General features: G+C 66.2%; 18 protein-coding genes, 1 other RNA gene and 1 riboswitch. Of the genes, 9 read left to right on the plus strand and 10 right to left on the minus strand.

The genetic code is table 11. The features are described 5' to 3' along the window. Positions 1 to 1,240, plus strand: a 1,240-nt coding sequence (locus WBH99_RS12435) for a cellulose synthase subunit BcsC-related outer membrane protein (RefSeq protein ID WP_424220417.1), incomplete at its 5' end; no start/stop codon positions are given. Positions 1,241 to 1,426: 186 nt separating this feature from the next. Here WBH99_RS12435 and bcsG read toward each other — a convergent pair. From bcsG to WBH99_RS12465, 6 genes are read right to left on the minus strand one after another with little or no spacing between them, the layout of a single operon-like run. Further along, positions 1,427 to 2,950 carry a cellulose biosynthesis protein BcsG gene (gene bcsG, locus WBH99_RS12440; protein ID WP_424220418.1) on the minus strand — a complete coding sequence of 508 codons (1,524 nt, stop codon included), beginning with the start codon at positions 2,948 to 2,950 and terminating at the stop codon, positions 1,427 to 1,429. A gap of 40 nt (positions 2,951 to 2,990) precedes the next feature. Further along, positions 2,991 to 5,417, minus strand: a complete 2,427-nt coding sequence (bcsA, locus tag WBH99_RS12445; RefSeq protein ID WP_424220419.1) for a UDP-forming cellulose synthase catalytic subunit — start codon at positions 5,415 to 5,417, stop codon at positions 2,991 to 2,993. Next, positions 5,414 to 6,187 (minus strand): cellulose biosynthesis protein BcsQ, encoded by a 774-nt coding sequence (gene bcsQ / locus WBH99_RS12450; RefSeq protein ID WP_424220420.1) that lies wholly within the window; start codon positions 6,185 to 6,187, stop codon positions 5,414 to 5,416. Before bcsQ ends, bcsA begins: the two co-directional genes overlap by 4 nt. Continuing rightward, positions 6,180 to 6,368: a hypothetical protein gene (locus WBH99_RS12455; RefSeq protein ID WP_424220421.1), complete on the minus strand. Its 189-nt coding sequence runs from the start codon at positions 6,366 to 6,368 to the stop codon at positions 6,180 to 6,182. The genes bcsQ and WBH99_RS12455 overlap by 8 nt, the downstream gene beginning before the upstream one ends. Further along, complete coding sequence (locus WBH99_RS12460; protein ID WP_424220422.1) at positions 6,361 to 8,130, minus strand: BcsE family c-di-GMP-binding protein; 1,770 nt, start codon at positions 8,128 to 8,130, stop codon at positions 6,361 to 6,363. The genes WBH99_RS12455 and WBH99_RS12460 overlap by 8 nt, the downstream gene beginning before the upstream one ends. Then, positions 8,130 to 8,354, minus strand: a complete 225-nt coding sequence (locus tag WBH99_RS12465; protein ID WP_424220423.1) for a hypothetical protein — start codon at positions 8,352 to 8,354, stop codon at positions 8,130 to 8,132. The genes WBH99_RS12460 and WBH99_RS12465 overlap by 1 nt, the downstream gene beginning before the upstream one ends. Positions 8,355 to 8,643: 289 nt before the next feature. Between WBH99_RS12465 and hypE the strand changes: the two genes are divergently transcribed. Further along, positions 8,644 to 9,690, plus strand: coding sequence for a hydrogenase expression/formation protein HypE (hypE, locus tag WBH99_RS12470; protein ID WP_424220424.1), 1,047 nt, complete (start codon positions 8,644 to 8,646; stop codon positions 9,688 to 9,690). Here hypE and WBH99_RS12475 read toward each other — a convergent pair. Further along, complete coding sequence (locus WBH99_RS12475) at positions 9,659 to 9,928, minus strand: hypothetical protein (protein WP_424220425.1); 270 nt, start codon at positions 9,926 to 9,928, stop codon at positions 9,659 to 9,661. The two genes, hypE and WBH99_RS12475, sit on opposite strands and share 32 nt — an antisense overlap. Before the next feature lie 306 nt (positions 9,929 to 10,234). On the opposite strand from WBH99_RS12475, the gene WBH99_RS12480 reads away from it, so the two are divergent. From WBH99_RS12480 to WBH99_RS12495, 4 genes are read left to right on the plus strand one after another with little or no spacing between them, the layout of a single operon-like run. Next, positions 10,235 to 10,702 carry a hypothetical protein gene (locus tag WBH99_RS12480; protein ID WP_424220426.1) on the plus strand — a complete coding sequence of 156 codons (468 nt, stop codon included), beginning with the start codon at positions 10,235 to 10,237 and terminating at the stop codon, positions 10,700 to 10,702. 30 nt (positions 10,703 to 10,732) lie between these two features. Next, positions 10,733 to 11,383: an energy-coupling factor ABC transporter permease gene (locus tag WBH99_RS12485; RefSeq protein WP_424220427.1), complete on the plus strand. Its 651-nt coding sequence runs from the start codon at positions 10,733 to 10,735 to the stop codon at positions 11,381 to 11,383. After that, the gene (locus WBH99_RS12490) at positions 11,380 to 11,940 is read left to right on the plus strand and encodes a hypothetical protein (RefSeq protein ID WP_424220428.1); all 561 of its coding nucleotides are present in this window, start codon (positions 11,380 to 11,382) and stop codon (positions 11,938 to 11,940) included. Before WBH99_RS12485 ends, WBH99_RS12490 begins: the two co-directional genes overlap by 4 nt. After that, positions 11,933 to 12,763, plus strand: a complete 831-nt coding sequence (locus tag WBH99_RS12495; RefSeq protein ID WP_424220429.1) for an energy-coupling factor ABC transporter ATP-binding protein — start codon at positions 11,933 to 11,935, stop codon at positions 12,761 to 12,763. Before WBH99_RS12490 ends, WBH99_RS12495 begins: the two co-directional genes overlap by 8 nt. A gap of 142 nt (positions 12,764 to 12,905) precedes the next feature. On the opposite strand, the gene ssrS is transcribed toward WBH99_RS12495, so the two are convergent. The 3 genes from ssrS to WBH99_RS12510 form a co-directional block, all read right to left on the minus strand. Beyond that, positions 12,906 to 13,089: non-coding RNA, 6S RNA (gene ssrS / locus WBH99_RS12500), on the minus strand. Positions 13,090 to 13,127: 38 nt separating this feature from the next. Continuing rightward, positions 13,128 to 13,457: a cell division protein ZapA gene (locus WBH99_RS12505; protein WP_424220430.1), complete on the minus strand. Its 330-nt coding sequence runs from the start codon at positions 13,455 to 13,457 to the stop codon at positions 13,128 to 13,130. Positions 13,458 to 13,459: 2 nt separating this feature from the next. Next, positions 13,460 to 13,657: a hypothetical protein gene (locus tag WBH99_RS12510; RefSeq protein ID WP_424220431.1), complete on the minus strand. Its 198-nt coding sequence runs from the start codon at positions 13,655 to 13,657 to the stop codon at positions 13,460 to 13,462. 225 nt (positions 13,658 to 13,882) lie between these two features. Next, a riboswitch (cobalamin riboswitch) is annotated at positions 13,883 to 14,090 on the plus strand. 120 nt (positions 14,091 to 14,210) lie between these two features. Between WBH99_RS12510 and WBH99_RS12515 the strand changes: the two genes are divergently transcribed. The 3 genes from WBH99_RS12515 to WBH99_RS12525 all read left to right on the plus strand — a co-directional run. Next, positions 14,211 to 16,058 (plus strand): TonB-dependent receptor domain-containing protein, encoded by a 1,848-nt coding sequence (locus WBH99_RS12515; RefSeq protein WP_424220432.1) that lies wholly within the window; start codon positions 14,211 to 14,213, stop codon positions 16,056 to 16,058. 9 nt (positions 16,059 to 16,067) lie between these two features. Further along, positions 16,068 to 17,057 carry a FecCD family ABC transporter permease gene (locus tag WBH99_RS12520; protein ID WP_424220433.1) on the plus strand — a complete coding sequence of 330 codons (990 nt, stop codon included), beginning with the start codon at positions 16,068 to 16,070 and terminating at the stop codon, positions 17,055 to 17,057. Next, positions 17,054 to 17,232: ATP-binding cassette domain-containing protein (locus tag WBH99_RS12525; RefSeq protein ID WP_424220434.1), on the plus strand; the 179-nt coding region annotated here is incomplete at its 3' end. The genes WBH99_RS12520 and WBH99_RS12525, both read left to right, overlap by 4 nt.

The following is a 17,232-nucleotide window of genomic DNA, read 5'->3' on the forward strand; positions in this document are numbered from 1 at the left end:
GCTGCTGCTGGCCCGGCACGATGACAGCGACGCCGCCGCCCCGCGCCTGCCCTCGATCGCCGCCGCGGAAATCCGGGGCATCGAAGCCCGCCGCCAGACCCGGGTGGAACTCGGCTACGACCAGTACCGCAAGCATTCCTCCTCGGGCACCTCCACCTTCAAGGGCGAGGAAATCCCTCTGGTGGGCTGGCTCGCCCTCGACTACGACGCGCACCTGTTCGTCCAGGCCGACCAGGTGGAGGTGGACGCCGATGCCCTGCCCGCCCATTACGACGAAGCCGCCCTGTTCGGCCAGATCCAGGCCCACGGCTACCGGCCCGGCCGCGCCCTGCCTCAGCAGGCAAGCGGCCAGCACCTGGCCGTCGGCTACCAGTCCGAGGCCCTGAAACTCGACCTGGGAATGACCGGGCAGAACTTCCCGGTCAAAAATATAGTCGGCGGCATCTCCTACCGCTGGGAACTGGGCGAGCGCTACAACACCCGCGCCACCCTGGAATTCTCCCGCCGCCCGGTCACCAGCAGCCTCACCGCCTACGCCGGCAGCCGCGACCCGGTCACCGGCGAAATCTGGGGCGGGGTCGTGGCCACCGGCGTGGGTGGCCGCATCGCCGCAGACCTGGGGCCCTACTACGGCTTTGCCAGCCTCTCCCTGGCCCGGCTCACGGGCAAGAACGTACTCGACAACAATCGCATGATCCTGCGCACCGGCCTCGACCGGGACGTGCTGCGCACCCCGGACATGCGGGTCAACCTGGGGCTGGTGCTGTCCTGGTGGAAATACTCGGAGAATCAGGCCTATTACACCTTCGGCCACGGCGGCTACTACAGCCCGCAGAACTATGTCGCCCTGTCCATCCCGGTGGACTGGGCCGGTCGCCATGGCCGCTTGTCCTGGCAACTGCGCGCCAGCGTCTCCCGCTCCAGCAGTCAGGAGAAGGACATGGACTTCTACCCGACCCGGCCTGACCTGCAGGCCATGGCCGGGACCGCCCCCCTGCCCGCCGGCTATGGCGCCCCCCGCTACGAAGGCGGTCACGGTGGCGGCTTCGGCCACGCCCTGCTCGCCGCCGCCGAATACCGGGTCACGCCCCACCTGGCCCTGGGCGGCCGCTTCAGTGTGGACCGCTCCGACTACTACAACCCCAATGCCCTGCTCTTATACTTGCGCTACTGCCTCGAACCTCGCACCGAAGCCGTAAACTTCCCGCCCACACCGGTGAAACCATATTCGCAGTTCTGATGCAAAAGCCTCGACCAGACTGACGCCTGAACACCTTCACCCCCGTCCAGAAAGCCTGAAGCGTCTCCGACACCCTGCGTGACGACGGCGCGGGCTATGGCGATTACCTCGAACACCGCCACCTACCTGCGGTTCCTGAAGCTGGCCACGAGTCTGCGCCAGCGCCCTGCACCTGGAGACTGAACCTCACTCCCGGTAATCCACCCACACCCCGTCGGCGCTGCGCATCTTGTAGCCTTCGCCCAGGCGCATCAGCACCAGGGCGTCGGTTTCGGAGACGTGCTCAGTTTCCGGCAGGCGGGCCGCCAGTTGTTCCCGGTCGGTCTCACCGTTCAGGAGCTGGGCCAGCACTGCGGTCAGGGCCAGGTAGCTGGTGGGCCGGTCAATGACCTGCGGCGCGCCGCTCATGCCGGGCATGCCGATCAGCTTGACCGCGGCCGGCACCAGGGTGATGCGCGGGCTGGGGATTTCGCGCAGGCCGGCAATCTGCAGCCGGTCGCCGCGCAGGGCAGCCCCGTGCTCGCCTAGCAGCACCACGACCACCGGCCGGTTTGATGCTTCCAGTGCCTTGATGAAGCGGTCGAAATCCTCCAGCAACTGGGTCAGCCGGGGCTTGTAGGTCTGCAGGCTGGCCGTGGATTTTTCGCCTGGCAGGCGGTTGCCGTCGTGCAGGGAGATGGAGTTGTAGTAGAGGGCCACGGGTTTGCCCCCGGTCTGCTGGCGCGCTTGCCACCAGCGCGACAAAACCGCCAGGTCGCTGTAGATCGGGGTGTTGTCGAAGCTGCGCATGGCGACCGGGGCATCCTGGGGAATCATGGGCTTGCGGGAGAAGCCTCCTTCGCTTTCCAGCAGCTTGCCGAAGTTGTCGAAGCGGCCATCGTGGTTGAGCAGCGCCTGAGCCTCGAAACCGGCTTCTTCGAAGTGACGGAACAACTGGCACTGGGGGTTGCGCTCGCGGTAGGTTTCCTTGTGGTCATGCTGGCCACAGGAACTCTTGAGCAGCCGTACCGCCGCCGGGCCACTGTAGCTGGCGGCGCTGTTGAACTGGCGAAAGAGGAAGTCGAAGTTCTGGAAGAAGGGATGCTCCTGCAGCCGCAGGAAGGCCATGTCGTCCCAGGACAAGGAGCAGATATGCAAATAGATCACGTCAAAGGCCGGCGGCCCCGATTCGGGCGCATGAAAGGGCAACTGCCGGCGTTTCTGGGTCTGGTAGAAGGCGGCCAGGCGGGCGTCGGGGTCCAGGCGGGTACTGCCCTGGCCGCCTTTTCCCTGGGCGGTCAGGGCGGGGGCCAGGCCGCCCGACGGCAGGTAGGTCATGGGAACGACGCTCAGGATGCCAAGGAAGACGAAGGTGGCCAGGCGCAGGATGCGGCCCAGAAACCAGACCAGGACGAGCGCCACCAGCAAGTTGGTGATCAGGCTGGGGTTGATGAAACGGCCGAGCAGTTCGAGCAGGTAGTCGAGGCTGAAATCCCTCAGGGCGCCGGCCTGGCTCAGCAGGCGATTGAGGGGCGGCAGCCAGGAATCGTGGTAGAGCAAAGCCAGGGCCACGGGCACGGCCGCCAGGTGGCGCAGCCGGCGCCAGAGCACACGCTCCTGGGGCCAGGCCATGGCCACCGCGAAAAGCAGGTTCTCCCAGACATGAAACCCACTGTAGCCACCGTGAAACAGGGCCAACTTGGCCAGAAAATAAAGACTCCACAAACCCATGCAGATTTTCCAGTACGGCTTCAGTGCCTGTCGGGCAGCTTCAGGCCCGAGATTGTCGGGTGGCCGGTCTACCGCTCAGGCGCTGCCAACGCTCGCGGCCGCCCTTTCCCATGTGTTCCGCCAGCTTCCAGTAGCCCTCCAGGCCCAGCATGAAGATTTCCTTCATGCCCAGGAGGGGATGATCGGCATCCTGTTCATTGTTCCATGCCGCCCAGATGTCGGCCCGGGCGAAGGTGCACTGTATCAGGGCAGCCTCCTGCTCCAGGGTCAGTCCCTCGAAATGGACTCCCACATTCCCTCCCCGGGCCACCACCACCCGGGCGGGGAACACATGCTCGACCGGACCGCGCCAGAGGGAGACCTTGAGCACATCTCCAGGACGGATGCCGTCATTGGCCAGCAACAGGCCCAGGCCATGCAGGGAAAAGTCTTCCGTGTAGCAATGCAGGGCGCGCCCATCCTTGAGGCGCAGCATGGCCGGCAGGCGCGCCGGCACCCGGTGCGAGAGCCGTACCTGGCGCTGCTCCGTGGCCACGCTCACGGCGGCCCCGAGCATGAGCAGGTTGTAGAAGGTCCAGAGCAGGTTGAGCAGCACCGTGCCCTGCTCGTGCGTGTTCCAGAAGAACATCCGCCCGATACCGATGCCAAAGCCGAGCAGGTTGATGCTCACCAGGATGAGGTAGGGCTTGGAGATGACCCAGTCGAAATAGCTTTCTTCCACCAGCCCGCCCTTGGCGGTGACGTTGAATTTTCCCAGACGGGGATTGATGAAGGCAATGGTGGTGGGCAGGGCGATGTACCAGGCCAGCACCGATTCATAGACCTCGGCCCAGAAGGTGTGGCGAAAAGGCCCCTGAATGCGGGCGTTGGCGATGTTGGAATGGACGATGTGGGGCAGCACATAGAGCGCGATCATCGAGGCCATGGCATTGATGATGTGCAGCTCGAAAAACAGGAAGGAGAGCGGCGCGGTGAGAAAGACCAGGCGCGGAATGCCATAAAAGAAGTGCAGCATGGCATTGCTGTAGCAAAGGCGCTGGAAGAAGGTAAGCCCCTTGCCCAGGAAGGGGTTGTCGATACGGAAAATCTGCGCCATGCCCCGGGCCCAGCGGATGCGCTGGCCCACATGACCCGACAGGCTCTCGGTGGCCAGGCCAGCCGCCTGGGTGATGTTGATGTAGGCGGTCGAGTAGCCGCGCCGGTGCAGTTTCAAGGCGGTATGAGCGTCTTCGGTCACCGTCTCCACGGCGATGCCGCCGACTTCCATCAGGGGGCCGCGCCGCAGGATGGCGCAGGAACCGCAGAAGAAGGTGGCGTCCCAGAAATCATTGCCGTCCTGGACCAGACCGTAGAACAGGGCGCCTTCGTTGGGAATGCGGCGGAAAGTGCCCAGATTGCGTTCAAACGGGTCGGCCGAGAAAAAATGATGCGGCGTCTGCACCATGGCGCAGCGTTGATCCTGGAGAAACCAGCCCATCGTCATCTGCAGGAAGGAGCGGTTGGGGATGTGGTCGCAGTCGAAAATGGCGACGAACTCGCCGTGGGTGAGCGGCAGGGCATGGTTGAGGTTGCCCGCCTTGGCGTGAAAGTTGTCGGGCCGGGTCATGTATTCCACCCCGGCCGCGGCGGCAAATTCGCGGAATTCCTCCCGGCGTCCGTCATCGAGAATGTAGATGCGCAGCTTCTCCGCCGGCCAGTCCAGCCCCTTGGCCGCCAGCACCGTAGGCCGCACCACCGCGAGCGGTTCGTTATAGGTGGGCACGAAGATATCCACCGTCGGCCACTGATTCACGTCCGCCGGCAGGGGCACGGGCTTGCGCTTCAGGGGCCAGGCGGTCTGGATGAAGCCCAGGATCAGGATGCCCCAGGTGTAGATTTCCGCCAGCAACAGCCCCCACCCCAGGGCCTTCTCGATGGGCGATTCCAGCGTCAGGGTCTGCGTCGCCCGCCACCAGCCATAGCGCAGGGACACCAGCACCGAAAGGCCGATCAGGAGCAGGGCGGGCAGGTTGCCGGGCATGCGCCGCACATACAGGGCGAGCGACAGGGTAAACAGGAAGAACAGCACTTGCTCGAACCCGGTGAAGGGGGTGGTAATGGCCAGCCACAGCACCACGGCAGCAACGGCGAAGACGCCCCCACGCAGCAGCGGCCACGCGAGCCAGGGCGCCCGGGCCAGACGCTCCAGACGGGCATTCAAGGCGACCGGATCAGGCAGCAGGCGCGGCTCCAGCCGTGCGATGGGGCGGCAGACGGGCCCCAGCAGCCAGATCAGCCCGCGCCCCAGCCGGGTGCGCAGGTGGATCAAGGGTGCCAGACTGCGTTGCAGGCGGCTGGCGGCATCCTGGGGCTGGTCCGGCGCCGCGGGCCGGGGCAGGACGAACAGGCGATATAGCCAGAGCCACAAGGAGGCATCGGCCGGTACGCCAAGATGGCGCCCCACCCAGGCCATGCCGCGGCGCTTCATGGCGTCACCCTGAAGGCCCCGGCCAGGGCAGCTTGTCCTTCCAGCCAGCCTGCCACCCCCACCAGATCGTGCAGCGCCTGGGACTGGGGATGCGCCTCGAACAGGCTGACGAAACAGGCAAAGGACAAGCGCACGGCTTCGTCCCGATGCACCGGATAGGGCAGGCAGCGGTGCCCCAGCCGGTATTGCAGCACGGCAAGGAAATCCCGCTCCAGCGGCAGGCTGCTATCGAGCCGGTTCACCAGAACGGCATAAGGCTGATCCGGCGCCAGGGTCGCCAGCCATGTTTCCAGGGCGGGCAACTGGGCCAGGGAACGGCCATCGGCCTCCAGCACCACCAGGATGAAATCCGCCGCCGCCAGCGTCTGGCGGGCAAAGGCCGATGGCAGGGGAGGAGCATCCAGCAACACCAGGGCATTGTCCAACTCGGGGACATCGGACAGGTGGCGCGCCAGCCAGCCCTCATCCTGGGCCAGGGCGGTTTCCAGCGCGGCCAGATCCGCCCCGCCGAGCCGGCCGAAGGGCAGGAAGGCAATCTGTTCCGAATTCTGCAGACCCGCCTCGGTCCACGCCTCTCCTGCCAGCAGCGGGCTCACCCAGCCCGCCTCGGGTGAACGCTCCAGCCCCAGGTGCAGGCCCAGCACATTGGCGGGATCGAATTCCACCGCCAGCACCTGGCGCCCCCGCTCGACGAAGGCGCTCGCCAGATGGGCGACCAGACTGGTACGCCCACAGCCGCCCAGGTTGGAAATCAGGGCCAGTCTAGGCACGGGAATCCCCCGGGTCCTGGCGCGGCGGGTGCGGCGTATAGACCCGCAGATGGCGCGGCTGGAAGCCGGGCAGGCGGCGCATCCAGGCCGCCCGGTGGCGCAGGCGCTGCAGCAGGCGGCCGGCCGGCCAGGCCAGGAGCATGCCCAGGACAAGATAGAAGAAGATGAGCATGTCAGCCACGGCGGGAGGCGCTCACCCGCGCCAGGGAAGTCAGGGAAAAGTTGCGCACCTGCCGGGGCTGCGGCCAGGCCGGCTGCTCCCGGCGCGCCGCGCCGGAAGCCTGGGCGAGCAGGGTGTGTACGGGGGAGTTGTCGCGAAGGTTCAAGGCATCCAGGGCAACCGGGGTATCCGGCCCCGGCTCATCCCGGTCTTCGGGCCGCGCTTTGGCGGCAAGCCGTGCCGCGAGCAGGGCAGAATGGTCGGGCAGCGCCTCGTGTTCCGCCTGGCGCTCCAGATGCTCCAGGGTATGCCCGATGAGCTCAGCCCCCGGATAAATCCAGGTGGCCTCGAACAGGGTATCCACCGGCACCTGGAAGATGTGATTCACACTGGCTTCCACATCCGGCTCACGGCAGGCGAACAGGAACAGGTAGATATATTCCCGATCCGCGGTGAGCAGATCGCCATGGCGACCGATATGGCAATGTTCCAGCGCATCGAGATGGGTGATGCGCCGCAGCAGGGAAAACCGCAGCAGGCAGTGCTCGATACTCAACAGACTGGATTGCTCCACCATGCGGCGCACATGATGGCAGAACCCGGCAGGCGGCAGATAGCCCGCCCAGGCATCAGGCTCAGCCGCCGCCAGCAGCTCATCGAGGCTGCGGCAGGGTTCGCCGTCGTAGATCTGATCGCTGTAACCATGTATTTGCTGAATAGCCCGGGAAAAACCCAGCTCGCGATAGATGACGCCATTGATGCCGGCCTTGAGCAGCAGGGATTCCTCCCCATAACGCAGCTTGCTCCTCATTTCCCGGACCAGAATCTTGAGATGGCGGGGATGCGCCTGACGCAGGCGATGCACCTGATGCACGAGGCTGACAAAATCAGCCCGCCCCGCATAGGCCAGCAGCAGTGTGGCAGCCCCCAGGGTCGGCAGTTCCTGCTCCAGGGCAGCCGCATCCGCCAGCACCTGCCAGTGGGCCGGCACTCCCACCTGGCCCGCCAGGGCATTGGCCATGGCCAGCACATGGCCTTGCCGGGACGCCGCCTGCAGCCGCCGGCGTTCTCCATCCAGCATGCCACCTTCCAGTTCCAGGCCCTGCCCGGCAAGCTGGAGGTCATAACAGTTGTTCAGCAAACCGCCCTGCCAGCGCAGGATTTCCAGGCTCAAACAACCTTGCACCCTGGCCAGCTTGCCCACGTCGGGAAAAGCCCAATCCGCGCTGGCGACAGCCAGGGCCTCGGGGCCGCTGCCGGAAAAGATGAACAAGGTGCCCGACGGGCGCTGACGCACCCACTGCTGCAGGACGGGTAATTCTTGCTGCAACCGGGCCGGATTTTCCCAATGCAACAGGGCCTCCATACCGAGGAAGATCAGGCCATCCTCCGGCGCCACCTGGAACAGGGGCAGTTCCTCGAGCAGGGGGGCCAGCACCGGGGCCTCGCCAGGCCGGACTTGCCACTGGAGCAGCTTCATCTTCCCCTCGCGCACGGCCCGACCCAGCGCCGGCGACCGCTCGAGACAGGCATCCAGTTCGCCTCCTGCCCCGGGCCCCAGCACCCCATGCAAGGGCAAGCCCCGCTCCAGGGCGGTTTCGGCCACCCGGCCCAGGAGCCAGATGCGCCATTCCGCTTCCGGCACCAGCAGCACCTGAATCTGGCTGGGAGGAAACTGCAGCAAAGCGGCTGGCAGACCTTCCACCCCCAGGCCCAGACTGGCCGCCACGGGCTCGGGCCGGCGCCCACCGAACCCGGGAAAGCAGGACAGCAAGCGGCGCATCAAGCCGCTTCCTGAACCTGCGCTGCTGACGAGGCCGCCATCAACCGGCGGCTCATGTCCCGCGCCAGCAGGGGCCAGGCCCCGTAGGCCCAGCGCGCCTCCTGCTCCAGTTGCCGATCAAAATAGGCAAAAGAAAGCAGACCATGCGCCCGGAACAAGTTATGTACATCCGCCGGCCTATCGGTCAGGAGCAGGCGCTCAGTGGAAAAATCTGGATTCTGCATGGTTAATTGCCTCATATCCGATACCGGCCAGATCCTGGCCAGATCCTGTTGTCTTGACAATCCGGTCCGCGCCTGCCGCAGATCCTCTCAGGGCGGGCGGGACCGGATTATCAGCCCCTGGCAGCCAGCGGCCACTCACTTTTACTCACCAACCCGAGGCCAGACGCTGGCCGTAAAAGGTGGCTTGGCCTGCTACACTTCCCCCTTCCCCGGGAATCACGAAAAATTCCCGCCGAACCTGAACACGCCGACCTGAACACGCCGAATCTGAACACGCCTAACCTCTGCGATGACCCGACGCCATTCCCACTCCCTCGATTTGCGACAAGGCTGCGTCGAACTGGCCCACGGTGCCGGTGGCCGGGCCATGGCCCAGCTGATCGGCGAACTGTTCGCCCGGCACCTGGACAATGAATGGCTGGCCCAGGGCAACGACGGAGCCGTGCTGCCCGCCCCGTCCCCCGGCGAGCGGCTGGTGATGGCGACCGACAGTCATGTGGTAACGCCGCTGTTCTTTCCCGGTGGCGACATCGGCTGCCTGTCGGTGCATGGCACCCTCAATGACGTGGCGGTGATGGGGGCCCGGCCGCTGTGGCTCTCGGCCGCGTTCATTCTGGAAGCGGGTTTTCCCCTGGCCGACCTGGTCCGCATCGTGGCCAGCATGGGCTCGGCGGCCCGGGAGGCCGGGGTGCCGATCGTCACTGGCGATACCAAGGTGGTGGAGCGCGGCAAGGGCGACGGGGTGTTCATCACCACCACCGGCGTCGGCGCCCTGCCGCCGGGCAGGAACCTGGGGGGAGCGCAAGCCCGGCCCGGGGACGCCATCCTGATTTCCGGCACCCTGGGCGACCACGGCATGGCGATCCTGAGCGAGCGCGAAGGCCTGGGCTTTGCCTCCCCCATCGTTTCCGACACGGCGGCCCTGCATGGCCTGATTGCCGCCGTGCTGGAAACTGGCGCCGCAATCCGCGTGCTGCGTGACCCGACCCGGGGCGGGCTGGGGACGACCCTGAATGAAATCGCCACCCAGTCGGGGGTGGGCATGATGATCGAGGAAAAGAGGCTACCGGTGCAGCCAGCGGTGGCCGCGGCCTGCGAGTTCCTGGGGCTGGACCCGCTCTATGTGGCCAACGAGGGCAAACTGCTCGTGATCTGCGCCGAAACCGATGCCGCGCCGGTGCTGGCGGCCCTGCAGGCCCACCCGCTGGGCCGCCAGGCCGCCCGGATCGGCACGGTGCTGGCCGATGCCCACCCTTTCGTGCAGATGACCACCGCCCTGGGCGGGCGGCGCATGGTGGACTGGCTTAGCGGGGAACAGCTGCCGCGGATCTGCTGACGGCAGAACAGGGCATGACCAGCACGCTGGCGACCGCGTTCAGTTGATCGAGCACGACCTGGCGGGCATCCTGCGCATCCTGGGCATTGCGGATGCGGTACAGCTCCCGCCGGCCATTCTGGAAGCGGATGGCGGCCATGAACTCCGGCCTGACTTCGGGCTGCGATTCAAGTCCTACCCCCCCTTTACCCCCTTTACGTCCAGCGTGAGAGCTGCGGGCGGTCGCTTGATGTGGCATGACGGAACTCCTTGATAACTCCTGACGCCGGCATGGTAACGAAAGCGAAGCCCATGAAAAATAAGCCTTAAGTCGTGTTTTATGCAAGGCAGATCGGAATTCCGGATCACTACGCCAAAAGTCAGGAACAGCACAAGGCAACCACGCCGGAAGCGGCCCGGAAGCGGCCTTTTTGCCGGCAATGAATTTTTTCAACCTTCCTTGCAACGCTGCGCCATGTCCGATGTCCCCGGCTCCGTTCCGAGCCTGGCTGAGGTATGATGCTTTGCAAAGATCCCCCCTAAGGATCCCTCTAAAGGATTCCCCATGCTGCCGACCCTCATGCGCATTGCCACCCTCGTCCTGCTGTCCCTGCTGCTGAGTCTCACGCTGGCCAGCCGCGTCGCGGCCCATGAAATCCATCTCCAGGTCAGTCCGGCCCCGGCCAGCCTGATCCAGCTCCAGTATGCCGACGGCCAGCCCTTCGCCTTCGAGGCCTACGAACTCTATCCGGGCAACGCCGACAGCCCCGCCCAGGTCGGGCGCACCGACGCCCAGGGCCGGGTGGCATTCCTGCCCGGCGACACCCGGGAGTGGCGCCTCAAGGCCCATACCGCCGACGGCCACGGAGTGGACCAGCGCTTTCAGGTGGCGCCGGCCGACAGCACGGCAACCACCGGGCCTGCTCCGGGCCTGGACCACTTCTCCCGCCTGATTCTGGGCTTCTCCCTGATCCTGGGGGGCTTTGGCCTCTACCAGTTCTTCGCCTGCCGCAAGAAGAAAACCCGTCCATGAGCCACCGCCCCCCGCCGTCCTGCTGACTCCATGCACGTTCCCGACGGCTTCCTCTCGCCTCAGACCTGGATCCCGGCCTGGGGGCTGGCCATCGGCGCCTGGGCCTGGGCAGCGCGGGACCTGCGCCGGCACCTGGATGAAGCCACCGTGCCGCGCCTGGCCATGCTCACGGCCCTGGCCTATGGCCTGGGGCTGGTCATGGTCCCGCTACCCGGCGGTAGCTCCGGCCATGTCCTGGGAGTGGCCCTGCTCACCCTGCTGTTTGGCCTGAAGCCGGCCTTTCTCGCCTATAGCGGGGTGTTGCTGCTGCAGGCCCTGCTGTTCGGCGCCGGGGGCATCACCACACTCGGCATCAACGCCCTGGCGCTGGGGCTGGCCGGTGGCGCCGTGGCCCTGCTGCTGTTCCGCCTGCTGCGCCCCATCCACGAAGGCACCGCCGTGGCCCTGGCCGCCTGGGGCTCCGTCATGACGGGCGCCCTGCTCCTGGCCCTGGTACTGGGGGCTCAACCCCTGCTGGCCAGCCAGGCGGACGGCAGCCCGCTGTTCTTTCCCTTCGGCTGGTCCATCACCCTGCCCGCCCTGCTCATTCCCCATCTATTCATCGGCCCGGGGGAAGCCGCGCTGACGCTCCTGGTCTGGCGCCATGCCAGACAGCGGGGCTGGCGCCTCCCTTCGCCATGAAGCGCCGCTCCCCGCGCCTCCTCCTGGCTGCCTATGCGCTGGCTCTGGTGGCCCTCGGTTTCGTGCACCATCCGGGGCTGCTGGCCGGCCTGCTCGGCCTGGCGCTGCTGCTTACCGGCCGCGAGCGCTGGGCGCTGCTCAAGAAGAGCCTCGCGGCCATCCTGATCTTCAACCTCTCGGTCAGCCTGGGCTACCTGCTGCTCCAGGCCTGGCAGGGCCGCAGCAGCGGGACCTATCTGCTGATCATGAACCTGCGCGTACTGCTCATGGTGTTCCTCGGCTTTTGGCTGGTGCGCCGGGTGAATCTGCTCCAGGCCCTGGCCCCCTGGCCCACGGCCACCCTGATCCTGGCCCTGACCCTGGGCCAGATCGAAACCTGCCGGCGCCTGCTGGCCGACTTCCGCCTCGCCTTCATGAGCCGCCACCCGGAACCCGCCGGGCTCCGGGCCCGGGTCCGGCATGGCGCCAGCCAGGCCATCACCGTGCTGGACAAATCCCTGGCCGCCAGCACCGAAGCCAGCCAGGCCCTGCGCTCCCGGGGGGCCTTCGATGCCTGAACGGAGCGCTGCCGTACTTGAAGTCCGCAATCTGCACTACCTCTGGAAAACCCCGGAAGGCGCGACCCGAACCCTGTTCGACGGCCTTTCCTTCCAGCTGCCGCCGGGCGAAAAGGCGGTGCTGCTGGGAGCCAATGGCTGCGGCAAATCCACCCTGCTGAAATTGCTGAATGGCCTGCTGCCCGCCAGCCAGGGCAGCATCCGCTGGCGCACCGAGGCCATCACCCCGGAGGCCCTGCAAACCCGGGAGCTGGCCCGACGTTTCCGGCGTGACTGCGTACTGCTGTTCCAGCACCCGGAAGCCATGCTGTTCAACCCCAGCGTCAGTGATGAAATCGCCTACGGCCCCCGGCTCCTGGGCCTTGACAAGGTACCCGCCCGGGTGGCCCGCTGGGCGGCCGCCCTGGGCCTGGAAGCGCTGCTCACGCTCCCCCCTTTCCAGCTTTCTGGCGGCGAGAAGCAGAAGGTGGCCCTGGCCAGCCTGCTCGTGCTGGAACCTGGCCTGCTGCTGCTGGACGAGCCCACCGCCAGCCTCGACCCGCGGACCAGTGGCTGGCTGGTCGACACCCTGCTCGATTCACCCCAGACCGCCCTGATCACCACCCACAACCTGAGCCTGGCCGCCGAACTGGGCAGCCGTGCGCTGGTGCTGGGCGAGGGCGGCCGGCTCCTGTTCGATGGCCCCCTGCCCCAGGCCCTGGCCGACCTGGAACTACTGGAACGAGCCGGCCTCGCCCACCGCCACCGGCACCGCCACGGTGGCCCGGCCCACTGCCATCTGCATAGCCACCTGCATGGACATGACTGGGACCCAGCCGCCTGAAATCCCATGCGGCTTCGAGTTCCAGACGCGTTCCAGACGCAGGATGCAGGATGTACAAAGGGCAGAACGTACAGCAGAACGTACAAAGCGCAGGACGTACAGCAGAACGTACAAAGGGCGACCTCAGTCGCCCTTTGTGTTTCTGGCCCCCGCGAGTGCCGTCAGACCGGCATCCTGAACCGAGGGTCCAGAATGGCCGCTTTCCAGTTGAATCAGGTGCGGCTGCTAGAAGAGCCGCTCACAACATCAACCTCGAGGTCCGCAGCCGATGCCACGCAAGCATTGGTTCAAGGAATATATGGCCTTGACGAACACCGCAGGGGACACTGGTGGAAACGACCTGCCTGGAAGGCCTGGCAGAAACTCAGATATCCAGTTCCTGCTGGGCCAGCAAGGCATCCAGCCGTGTGTCCATGGCTTCGATTCTACGCTTCACGTCAGCCGTGTCAAAGGACTTTCCGGAATCGGCAGATTCGCCTTTTTGCGCACTCAGATGCTCGTGGGCAATGTTCAGGGCGGCCATGACCGCTACCCGCTCGGGCATCGTGTTGCGGGTCTTCCGGGCGATGTCCTGCATTTTCCCGTCCACCAGCTGCACCGCTGCCAGCAGGGCTTCCCGCTCGCCGGCGGGGCAGGCCACGCGGTACTCCCGCCCCAGAATCTTCACATCCAGGAAATCGGCTTCAGTGCCCATGCTCACTCTTCCTCCGGCAGTTGCCCGATCAGTGCCTCCACCCGGCTGCGCGCCTGCTCCATGCTCTGCAACAGGCTGTCCCGCTCGGCCTCCAGGGCGACCAGACGCCGTTTCAGATCGGCGTTGTCGGACTGCAGCCGGCCCACGAGGGCTGCCACTTTTTCAACCTTGCCCGCCAGGGCTTCGAGTTCCATTTCCATGGCGCGCACTATAGAGGCTGGATCTGCGCAGGGTCAAGGAGCAAGCGCATGTTCTGCAGGGGATTCAGCCGGCCTGGCCCGAGAAGGCGGCGCAAGAAGTTGGCGCCGGCAGTCGAGCCGGCAGTCGAGCCGGCAGTCGAGCCGGGAGGTGGGCCGGGAGGTGGGCCGGGAAGGTGCTGCGCTGCGGCCGGGGTCCGTGCTACACTGCGCGCCGCCGTCCTCCGGGACGGTTATTTCACATCAGGTGCCGCCGGCGGATTCCGCCAGCGGTTAAACGGGAAAGCGGTGCGTGTCCCCTGGACACCAAGCCGCTGCTGCCCCCGCAACGGTAAGTAAGTGCGGGTCCGTCATCACGCCACTGGGCAACACGCCTGGGAAGGCGACGGATCAAGACTTGCGAGCCCGGATACCGGCCTCGATGCGAACCGATGGAAGTACCGCGGGGTGGCGGTGCCGGAATCCTTTCCGTTTCTTTCCCCCATGGTCTTCCCCTGGCGATTCCAGCCCATCATTGTTCCAGCCTGCGGGGACGCAGACCGGAACGGGAGACACCATGTCCTTCAAGCAAAAGCCCCTGGCGGCGGCCCTGTGCCTGCTCGCCCTGCCCTTTTTCCACGCCCGGGCCGGCGAGGAAGCGGAAACCATCGTCGTCACCGCTACCCGGCAAGCCATGCGCGCCAATGAACTGCTCTCGGACGTCACCGTCATCGACCCGCAGGAGATTGAAGCGGCCGGCCCCGCGGCCAGCATCACCGAGCTGCTCGCCCGCCAGCCCGGCATCGAGATCAAGGCCGACGGCGCTCCCGGCGCCGTGGCCAATGTCTATCTCCGCGGCAGTAATAGCGGCCACACCCTGCTGCTGATCGATGGCATGCGCTTTGGCTCGGCCACCATGGGCGGTGCCAACTGGAGCTACCTGCCCCTGCAGCAGGTGGAGCGCATCGAGATCCTGCGGGGCGCCGCCTCCTCCCTCTATGGCTCCGATGCCATCGGCGGCGTCATCCAGATTTTCACCCGCAAGGGCAGCGGCCCGCTGCGGCCCAAGGCCGAAGCCGGCTTCGGCAGCCATGACGGCAGCGCCGTCAGTGCCGGCTTTTCCGGCAGCCAGCAGAATCTGAGCTATGCCCTGCAATTGGCAAATCAGCAGACACGCGGCTTCAACTCCATCAACAATCCGGACAATGCCTCCTACAACCGGGACCGTGATGGGCATCGCAACAGCAGCGCCAGCGGCAGCCTTGCCTACACTTTTGCTCAGGACCATGAGATCGGCCTGAACTTCCTGGCGAGCGAAGGAAGAAACGACTACGACGCCGGCGGCCCCTGGTCCACGCCAGCCAATGCCGACTACCATCAGGAACAGAACAATGCGGCCTACAGCCTCTACAGCCGCAATCGCCTCAATCCAGTCTGGAGCAGCACGCTGCGCCTGGGACGCAGCAGCGATGACTCGCGCCAGTTCATGAACCACGCCCGGACAGGCAAGATCCGCACCGAACAAACCCAGTATCAGTGGCAGAACGATGTGCGCCTGCCGCTCGGCACGGCGCTGCTGGCCCTGGAGCGGCTGCAGGAAAAGGTTTCCGGCGATCAGCCCTATGACCACAACCGGCGCAGCATCAATTCCTTCCTGGCCGGCTGGAACGGCAGCTTCGAGAAGCACCGCCTGCAATTCAATCTGCGCCGCGACGACAACTCCCAGTTCGGCGACAAGAACACCGGCTTCATCGCCTATGGCTACCAGATCGACGACCGGCTGCGGCTGCATGCCTCTTACGGCACGGCCTTCAAGGCCCCCACCTTCAACGATCTCTACTGGCCCGATGCCGGCAACCCCGATCTGAAACCGGAAACGGCCAAAAACCGGGAACTCGCCCTGCACTATGAAAGCGGCCAGCACCAGATTTCCGCCACCGCCTACCGTAACGATGTGGACAACCTGATCGCCTGGGCCCCCGTTGCGCCCGGCAGCTGGATCTGGCTGCCCGCGAACGTGAACAAGGCGCGCCTCGAAGGGCTGACCCTGGCCTACGCGGGCAAGCTGCAGGGCTTCGATGTAAAAGCCAGCGCCGATTTCCAGGACCCTCGGGACACGATACTCGACAAGGTGCTACGCTATCGCTCCCGCCAGCATGGCAGCCTGGCCATGGGCCGCCGTCATGGACGATTCGACTGGAACCTGGAGTGGCAGGCCAGCAGCAAGCGCTATCAGGACGTGAACAATACCCAGAAACTCGGCGGCTACGCCCTCGTGAACCTGCAGGCCGGCTACCGCCTCGACCCGGATTGGTCCCTGTTTGCCCGGGTCAATAACCTGTTTGACCGGAAGTATGTCCTCAATCAGGACTACGCCACCGAGGGGGCCAATTTCTTTCTCGGCCTGCGTTACGCCCCGAAGTAAGCTTTCGCCATGCCCTCTTCCCGCCGCCGCGCGCTATTCGTTCTCACCGCTCTCCTGCTCCTGGCGGGCCTGAGCCTGGGCGCGGCGCTCCTGGCGGGCTCGGTGGCCGTCAGCCCGCTGGAGTTGCTGGCCGGTTTCGCGGGCGGGGAATCTTCGCTTGCGGCCGAGGTGGTGCTGCAATTACGCCTGCCCCGGGCCCTTTCCGGCTTTGCCTGCGGCGGCCTTTTGGCCCTGGCCGGGGCCCTGATGCAGGTGTTGCTGCGTAATCCCCTCGCCGATCCCTATGTGCTGGGCATTTCCGGCGGCGCCGGGGTGGGCGCCCTGGCCGCCATCCTGCTCGGGCTTTCCGGCCTCGGCATCGACAGTTTCGCCTTTGCCGGCGCCCTGGGCGCCCTCATGCTGGTGTTTGGCCTCGCCCATGGCGATGGCAGCTGGACCCAGACCCGGCTCTTGCTCACCGGGGTGATCGTCGCCTCCGGCTGCGGCGCCCTGGTGGCGCTGATGCTCTCTTTGGCGCCGGAATCGAAGCTCCGCGGCATGCTGTTCTGGCTCATGGGCGACCTCTCCCAGAGCCTTTCTCCCTGGCCCACGCTCGGCTTTCTCGCCCTGGCCCTGTTGCTCGCCCTGCCCTTTGCGCGGGAGCTCAACCTGCTCGCCCGGAGCGCCGAAAGCGCCCAGACCCTGGGAGTGGCGGTGGGCCGCCTGCGCGCCCTGGTGTATTTCATCGCGGCGCTGGCCACCGCCGCCGCCGTCACCAGCGCCGGTTCGATCGGCTTCATCGGCCTCGTGGTGCCGCATCTGGCGCGGCTTGCGATCGGCAACGACCAGCGCCTCTTGCTGCCGGCGGCGGTGCTGGCCGGCGGCACCCTGCTGATGGCCGCCGACACCCTGGCCCGCACCCTGATCGCCCCGGAGCAACTGCCGGTGGGGGTGCTCACCGCCCTGCTCGGGGTGCCGATCTTTTTGTTTTTGCTCACGCGCACCGGGAAATATCGATGAGCGCCTTGCTCCTGGCCCGGGCGCTGGCGGTCGGCATCGGCGCGCACGAGGTCTGCACCCATCTCGACCTGGAACTGGCGGCCGGCGAAACCCTGGTGATCCTGGGCAGGAACGGCGCGGGCAAATCGACCCTGCTCGCCACCCTCGCCGGGCTGCGCCCACCGCGGGCCGGAGC

Source organism: Azovibrio sp., assembly GCF_049658005.1.
In the GTDB taxonomy this organism is placed as follows: Bacteria; Pseudomonadota; Gammaproteobacteria; order Burkholderiales; family Rhodocyclaceae; genus Azovibrio.